The sequence below is a fragment of the Kitasatospora sp. NPDC093558 genome (genome assembly GCF_040683475.1).
Taxonomy (GTDB): Bacteria; Actinomycetota; Actinomycetes; order Streptomycetales; family Streptomycetaceae; genus Kitasatospora.
Genome location: NZ_JBFBDY010000551.1, coordinates 1 through 4164, shown reverse-complemented (window position 1 = coordinate 4164; position 4164 = coordinate 1). Strand labels below are relative to the sequence as shown.

Below are 4164 nucleotides of genomic sequence, written 5' to 3'. Positions count from 1 at the left end.
CGGTCGCCGATGCTCCGCATGGACTCCCTCCTCCGCCTTGCGATGCACGCACCCCAACGCCGCCCGGCCCGCCCTTCGGGCGGACGACGGGGGTTTGAAGACAGGCCCTTGGGCCCTGGGGGCGGACGGCCGGATCGGCGATGATGCCCTGGGCCCCGCCGTCCGTGGGCGGGGGTGAACAGAGGTGGAGTCGCGCGATGCCGGTCCGGGTGTTCCTGTTGGACGACCACGAGGTGGTGCGCCGCGGGGTGCACGACCTGTTGGACGGCGAGCCGGACCTGGAGGTGGTCGGCGAGGCGGCGACCGCCGAACAGGCCCTCGTGCGGGTGCCCGCCCTGCGGCCCGACGTCGCCGTGCTCGACGTCCGGCTCGGCGACGGCGACGGCGTGTCCGTCTGCCGCGAGCTGCGCTCCCGCATGCCGGGCCTGGCCTGCCTGATGCTCACCTCCTTCGACGACGAGGAGGCGCTGCTGGACGCCGTGATGGCGGGCGCCGCCGGCTACGTGCTCAAGCAGATCAGCGGCACCGACCTGGTCGCCGCCGTCCGCACCGTCGCCTCCGGCCGCTCGATGCTCGACCCGGGCGCGGCCACCCGGCTGCTCAACCGCCTCCGCAGCGACGCCGAACCCGCCCAACCTGCCGCGCCCGGACTCGATTTGACGGTCCGTGAGCGCGAGGTGCTGGCGCTGATCGGGGAAGGACTGACGAATCGTCAGATCGGTGAACGCCTCTACCTCGCCGAGAAGACCGTCAAGAACCACGTCTCCCGCCTCCTCGCCAAACTCGGCGTGGAGCGCCGCGTCCAGGCGGCGCTGATCGCCACCGAACTGCGCCAGTCGGCCGCCGCCGCCGACCGGCTGCCGCACCACCGCAGCTGGGGCTGAGTCGGCCGGCTCCCCCTGTGGCGGAGCCGCCGAACGGCCTACCATTCGGGCCATGGGCGACGACGGGGGCGGCGTGGGCCGGGTGCACAACAACTTCTCGGGCGGCTCGGCCGACAGCGTGGTGATGGCCGGCCGCATCGACAACATCACGATCACGCCACCGGGAGCCGCCGCCACACCGGTGGACCGGGCCGCGCTCGAACTGGCCCGGATGGTGGGGGCGCAGTGGCGGGCCGAGGCCGGGGTCCGGGGCCTCCGGGACGCATCGGCGCTCCGCGTCGGGTGGACGTTCGAGCCGGACGCGGGCGAGCCCGCCGTCGTCGGTTCGGCCGAACTGGCCGACGCCTACCTGGCGTTGGAGCGGCGCCGGCTGGTCCTCCTCGGTGGGCCGGGGAGCGGGAAGACGACGAGCGCGGTGCTGCTCGTCCTGGCCCTGCTAGCCCGGCACCCGCGCCTCGCGCCGGGCGACCGGGTGCCCGTGCTGCTGTCCCTGGCCTCCTGGGACCCGGACGCGGAACACCTGCACGCGTGGGTCGCCCGGCGGATCGCCGAGGAGTACCCGCGGCTGCTGCGGGCGGAGTTCGGAGGCCCGGAGGGACCGGCCCGGCTGGTCGAGGCGGAGCGGGTGCTGCTCGTGCTCGACGGACTGGACGAAGTCCCGCAGCACCGGCGGACGTTGGCGCTGCGACGGCTCAACGAGACCGTGCCCGGGGACTCCCCGGTCGTCCTGACCTGCCGGACGGACGAGTACCGGGCCGCCGTCCGGGAATCCGACGTCCTGCGGTCGGCTGCCGTCGTCCAGGCCGAACCGGTGACGGTCGAGGACCTCGCCGCCTACCTCCGCGGCGCCGTGCCGGACCACCGCGCCGAGCAGTGGCGGCCGGTGATCGACGCGCTGCGCTCCGAGCCGGACGGGCCGCTGGCCACGGCCCTTACCTCGCCGCTGATGGCCGGCCTGCTGCGCGCGGTGTACCTCGCCGAGCCGGCCGATCCCGCCGTTCTCCTGGACCGCGTGGCGCTGCCCGACGCCGTCGCCGTCGAGAACCACCTGCTGGACGGGCTGGTCGCCACCGCGTTCCCCGACGTTCCGCCGGCGCCCGCCCGGCCGGGGCGGCACCGCCGCTGGCCGGCCGCGGCCGCGGAGCGGTGGGTCGGCAGCCTCGCGGGGGACCTCGGGGGCCGGGGCTCCGAAGACATCGGGTGGTGGCAGGTGGAGGCACCGGCCTGGCAGCGCGGACTGGCGGCCGGTTTGGCCGGGGCGGTCCTGTCGTTCGCCTCGGGCCTGCCGGTCGCGCCGGCCCAGCCGGCGTTCGCCCTCGTCGTCGCCGCGCTGGGAGGGTACTTCTACGGGGACGCCGCGGTCGCGGCCCGCAGTTACCTCCCGCGCCGGCCGTCCGGTGGCCGTGCCCGGCGGTGGCGACGCCCTCCGCTGGGGCTGGTCCTCGTGCTGACGCCCCTGGTGGCGCTGCTGGGCCTGATCTATGCCGTCTTCCTGGCCCTGGGCGTGCAGAGCGGATACCTGTGGGCCGTCCTGCTCATGACGCCCACGCCGCCGCTGGGGCTCTGGGCGATCACCCTGCTGGACCGGGCGGCGACGTCCGATGACGCCGTGACACCCGCGCAGTCGGCGGCCCGGGCGCTGCGACGCGCCACGGGGGCCGCCCTGACGGTGGGTTCCATGGTGACGTACGCGGTCGTCACCGTCGTGCTGCTCGTCTCGCACGGTGTGACCGGCAGGCTGGCGGCGCTCCTGCCGGTCTTCGGCCTGCACGTCTCGCTGGTCGCCCTCCTCCGCTCGCAGCCGGGCCGGTACCTGCTGGCCCGCGTCGTCCTGGCGGCGCGAGGGCGGCTGCCCTGGCGGTTGACGGCGTTCCTGCAGGACGCGCACCGGCGGGGTGTGCTCAGGCAGGCGGGCTCGGTGTACCAGTTCCGCCACGCGCGCCTCCGGGAGCGGCTGGCGCACCGCCGGGCCGCCGCGCGGTGACGTTCGTCAGTGCGGGTCGCCCTCGATCCGGCCGGCCAACGCCCGTGCCGTGGGCCGCAGTTCGCGCCAGCGGAGGGCCAACAAGGGGGCGGCCAGGGCCAGGTAGACCCAGCTGAGCGTCAGGCGGGCGCTCTCGCCGGGGAGCGCGAACTGGACGGCGAAGAGGGCGAACAGCAGGCCCGCCTTCCAGGGCAGGAAGCGCAGGTCGATCAGCAGGACGACGGCGAGGAGCGTCTGGGCGGCCGTCAGCAGCACCTCGTCCACCTGGCGTTCGACCAGCGGCAGCGACGCGCCGCCGCCCCCGGCGAGGTAGGCGAGGGGGAGGCAGCCGATCAGCAGCGTCCATTGGTTGACCTTGCTGGACAACAGCGCCCCGAGGCCGTCGTCGCCGCGCAGGCGCCACGCGAACACGACGGCGACGATCAGCTCCGGCGCCTCGGACGCGAGCGGCGCGAGCCACTGCACCAGCAGGAAGCGGTCGATGCCGAGCGAGGCGCCCGCGTCCACCAGGGAGGTCGCGAACGGCTCGGCGCACGCGAAGACGACCGCGGCGGCGACGGCGAACACCAGGACGGTGGTCAACCGGCGGCGCGTGCGAGGCGCGGCGGCCAGCCGGGCCGGGACGCCGACCAGCTCCTCCTCGTCGGTCTCGCTGCACCGGCCGATCCGGAACAGGTAGTACGCGTACCAGGCGATCAGGACGACGGCGAGCACCCACGAGATCCGCCGCGCCGCGGGCATCACGAAGGCCACGAGCGCGGCGACGCCCAGGAACGCCGTGTCGATGCGGCGGTGCTCGCGTAGCCCGATCCCGGGCGTCACCCCGCGGCGGCGCGCGGCGACGTACGCGGCGAGCGCCACCAGCGGCCAGCCGACGCCGACGAGCAGCCGGTTGGCGCCCGTCATGTTGGCGGCGGCGTAGGCGGCGTACTCGGGGCGGGTGCCCGCCGCGTACGCGAACCAGAGGTCGACGGCGTACTCGGGCAGCACGGCGATGAACGCGAGCAGGGCGAGCGCGAGCGGTCCCGAGATGTCGGCGCGGGCGGTCTCGGCGGCCCACATGAGCAGCAGCGCCGCCGACAGCACCCCGAGCCCGAACAGCGCCATCCCGGCCACCGGCGACGGGTGCACCCCGGCGAGCCGCAGCACCACCGCCGGCAGTGCCCCGGCCACGGCGGCGGCCAGCCGCAGCGCCGTCACGCCGCCGCTCGGGGGCGCTGCCGACGGCGGCTCGGCGGTGCCCTGCGGGGCGGTCACGGGCAACTCCTGGGCCATCTGCCGTCCTTACGCGCTCGG

At 75.6% G+C, this 4164-nt stretch carries 3 protein-coding genes; 2 read left to right on the top strand and 1 reads right to left on the bottom strand.

What is annotated here, in order from left to right:
• The first annotated feature begins 197 nt into the window (after positions 1-197).
• Both AB0O00_RS31200 and AB0O00_RS31195 read left to right on the top strand, forming a co-directional pair.
• Entirely contained in the window at positions 198-884 is a 687-nt protein-coding gene (locus AB0O00_RS31200; RefSeq protein ID WP_363657467.1) for a response regulator transcription factor, read from the top strand.
• 52 nt (positions 885-936) lie between these two features.
• The gene (locus AB0O00_RS31195; RefSeq protein WP_363657465.1) at positions 937-2868 is read left to right on the top strand and encodes an NACHT domain-containing protein; all 1932 of its coding nucleotides are present in this window, start codon (positions 937-939) and stop codon (positions 2866-2868) included.
• A 6-nt stretch (positions 2869-2874) separates the two neighbouring features.
• Here the strand turns inward: AB0O00_RS31195 and AB0O00_RS31190 are convergent, their stop codons facing one another.
• Positions 2875-4125: a hypothetical protein gene (locus AB0O00_RS31190; RefSeq protein WP_363657463.1), complete on the bottom strand. Its 1251-nt coding sequence runs from the start codon at positions 4123-4125 to the stop codon at positions 2875-2877.
• Positions 4126-4164 lie beyond the last annotated feature (39 nt).

What these genes read in the sequence shown, in the direction of transcription:
- AB0O00_RS31195 (WP_363657465.1), top strand. Translation starts at nt 937, where the DNA reads ATGGGCGACGACGGGGGCGGCGTGGGCCGGGTGCACAACAACTTCTCG.
- AB0O00_RS31200 (WP_363657467.1), top strand. Translation starts at nt 198, where the DNA reads ATGCCGGTCCGGGTGTTCCTGTTGGACGACCACGAGGTGGTGCGCCGC.